At 38.6% G+C, this 3,314-nt stretch carries 3 protein-coding genes; 2 read left to right on the plus strand and 1 reads right to left on the minus strand.

Features of this window, described 5'->3' with window-relative positions:
- Positions 1 to 272 precede the first annotated feature (272 nt).
- Entirely contained in the window at positions 273 to 1,271 is a 999-nt protein-coding gene (locus WC259_RS08160) for a hypothetical protein (RefSeq protein WP_372644211.1), read from the plus strand.
- Complete coding sequence (locus WC259_RS08165; RefSeq protein ID WP_372644214.1) at positions 1,252 to 2,556, plus strand: MBOAT family protein; 1,305 nt, start codon at positions 1,252 to 1,254, stop codon at positions 2,554 to 2,556. The genes WC259_RS08160 and WC259_RS08165 overlap by 20 nt, the downstream gene beginning before the upstream one ends.
- Before the next feature lie 255 nt (positions 2,557 to 2,811).
- On the opposite strand, the gene WC259_RS08170 is transcribed toward WC259_RS08165, so the two are convergent.
- The gene (locus WC259_RS08170; protein WP_372644217.1) at positions 2,812 to 3,042 is read right to left on the minus strand and encodes a hypothetical protein; all 231 of its coding nucleotides are present in this window, start codon (positions 3,040 to 3,042) and stop codon (positions 2,812 to 2,814) included.
- Between the last annotated feature and the right edge of the window lie 272 nt (positions 3,043 to 3,314).

Below are 3,314 nucleotides of genomic sequence, written 5' to 3' on the forward strand. Positions count from 1 at the left end.
ATAATGTCTCCTTCGTTCATACTCTCAATAGAACAATATTATCTTTATATTACTTAATTTTTCTGGTGTCAAAATAATATTTAATGGGGTGGAATTCTAAGAGATTGGATTAGAGCTAAACACGTACCTTAACTCTTTGTCCATTATCAGGGGTTCAGTCCATTACACTCTCTATTCCAAATGGGGCCGGTGATGTTAAATACTGTGACATATGGCGGTGATGTAATATTATAAGCTTATCTACAATGGGAAGCTCTCTTAATCGCGTCATAATGGCAATTATCGCCGCGATTATATGTTCGACGTTTATAATATTAGTTCTGACTAATGCCTTGATAGATCCGTATCTTAAGAATATTGGTAATGATTATAATTTTGATATAAACTTATTTGATTTTTTGGAAAAAAATAAAGAGAATAATAAAATGTACTTTATCGGAGACAGCCGTGGCGAAAAAATAAACACGGTGGGTGTCGAAGAGCTCTTACAGGCCAACAATCTATCCATTGAAGTATATAACTTATGCTTTCGTAATGATTTCCCAAGGTATAGGCTAATTGAGCTATCTCAAATATTGGAGTCTAATCCAAGGATGATCGTTTATTTTGTGAGTCTCTCATCATTTATTTGGGGAATAAACGATAAATCTGATAACTACCTTGAGACTCGTTCAGCCCTTGCATCCGACAAAATAAGGATGGACCCCTATGCTAGATCTCTATTTTCTAAAAGAGAATTAGATATTCTCGAAATGGACCTTCCTCATTTGATTGTATACAAAAAGGGATACCTTATTCCCAGCATAGTACTAAAATTATCTGATTTAGGTTTAATAAATTCATCAACGGGATTTTCTAAACCGAGGACGTTTATAATCCATAAGACACCTATAAATGATAAAACAGCAACAAAGGACGTTTTGGTCAATGAATATAAGAGAAGCCAATCAGGAGCATATGAATTTGATAATAAAGATACAGATCAAACAAAAGCATTTAATTATATAATGCAACGTTTGAAAGAACGCAATATTTCGGTAGTTATTATAGGTTTACCGGTTATCAACCTATCTATTTCGAAGTCTAGTAAAGACACTTTTTTAAATTTAATAAATAAAACAGGGAATCCATATTATGATCTATCATCTCTTTGTTCTGATAGAGAATTTATGGATCACATGCACTTAAATTCTGCGGGGATATCAAAATTAGATAAAAAATTGGGTGAGATACTTTTGGGAGTGGTGAGGAATGCTTCCCAACAGCATTGAGTTTTATCTATTCCTCTCTATGCTACTCGTAGCCCTTGCGGTAATTAAGAATTACCAAACGCTTATATTATTGATGGGGAGCGCTGCCTTCATAGTTACTTCCCAGTTCGCTATATTGCCTCAGATGTTGGTTATACTCATTACATACTATGGGGGGTATTTTGTTAAAAAATTTCCCGAAAAAAAGAGAATCCTTCTGGCACTGATCGTATTTGGTGTTCTTACGCAATTGGCTCTCTTCAAATACTTGCCAGGTATGTTGCTGCCTCTCGGCATTTCATATTATTCCTTCATGGCTTTAGGCTATGTGATAGACGTCTATCGCGGGAAATTGCAGCCAACAACTTCGCTAATTGAATATGTTCTTTTCGTGAGCTTCTTTCCAGTCATAACTTCTGGTCCAATTATCCGAGCACGGGATTTCTTCGCACAAATCAAGGATCCCCTTAAGATCACATCTGAAAATTTTCAACAAGGACTTACCCTCATAACTATTGGCCTCATAATGAAGCTAGTAATCGCAGACAACCTAGCTCTTTATGTCGATCCCATCTTCGCAAATCCGATGAATTTTCAGTCGCGAAAGATAATTCTTGCAACCCTGGCATTCGGCGTCCAGCTTTACTTCGACTTTGGTGGATATTCCAATATAGCACTAGGTACTGCTAGGGTGTTGGGATTCAAGTTTCCGATGAACTTTAATAACCCATATTTCGCCATGAATCCGCAAGATTTCTGGCATCGCTGGAATATCTCATTATCTTGCTGGCTTAGAGATTACCTTTATATCCCGCTCGGAGGCAACCGAAAAGGCGAAGGCAGGACATATATCAATCTCATGATCACTATGTTAGCTTGCGGGCTATGGCATGGAGCTACCTGGAATTTTCTGCTTTGGGGCGGTTATCATGGTGTACTGTTATCCTTACATAGACTGATCCGCCTTCCAGATAATCGAATCTTATCATTGGCCGGAATACTGGTCACTCAGTATCTCATATTCTTCGGATGGCTCGTATTCAAAGTAAGCAATATCAATAATTTGGAATATTGCCTAAGTAAATTCCTTATTCCTACCGGATTCACTTATGTTGATCTAGCTGTGGGCAGCACAATAATTGCAGTTCTGCTATTGCTCAGAACTAAAATAGCAAATAATAATTGGATGAGTCACATAGGGTCGTTTCGACCCATTTATTGGTTTTTATATCTTTTAATAGCGATAAATTTAATTTATTGGGCTTCGCCCGTCAAAGTGACAAAATTTATCTATTCAGGTTTTTAATTTTAAACTCCTAACGAACATGCTCAATGGGCTGTGGAGGACTTGCTCCGCATTAGGAGTTGGGACAACCTTGGCATCGAGTAGCTCCCAGATATAATATCCAGAATATACTCGAAATAGCTAACTCCTTGTTTTCTGCATGTGTCAAGGATAGTCAATTGATTCTCCCAAGCGGCCTTGCCTGATTCGCTTCGAGTTCCGTAGCTGATCTTCCTCTTGATCACGCCTTCCCGCACAGCTATCTCTGAACCGTTGTTATGTAACGGGCAGCTCAGGATAGATAAGTACCTTCAGTAACCTATCCTTACGCTTTATCGTCGATGCTATTGTTTCATCCAGCATCACATAACCTGTTTTGGCTGTGGACGAGAAGATGAAATCAAAGAGCCACTCAAGATATACCCCAAAACCACAATCAGGATTCTCTTTAAAATACTCCAGCAGTTCATAATAGTGCCATAGCCGATCGATAAAACCACTCAGCATAGTTCTATGTTGTTCAAGAACGGGTGTTAGTTTCCTATAATGCCGTATCTCATGTATCCAGCATAGCCCCTGCTTTGAAGATATGGAATGGAATTGCTGGGCAGCATCCGAAACCATTGGTTTGTCTATTTGCTCGCCTTCTGGGAGTCTCCCCTTTATGCGTTGTTCCTTTCAGGAACTACTAACATCATCATAATCTCGCCGATTGTCCAAATATGGTCGGTAATTCCTGCTGCCATAGCAGGTGATCTTGGCTCCCATTGTCGCTGATC

The organism is Dehalococcoides sp., from assembly GCF_041654235.1.
GTDB classification, from domain to species: domain Bacteria; phylum Chloroflexota; class Dehalococcoidia; order Dehalococcoidales; family Dehalococcoidaceae; genus Dehalococcoides; species Dehalococcoides mccartyi_B.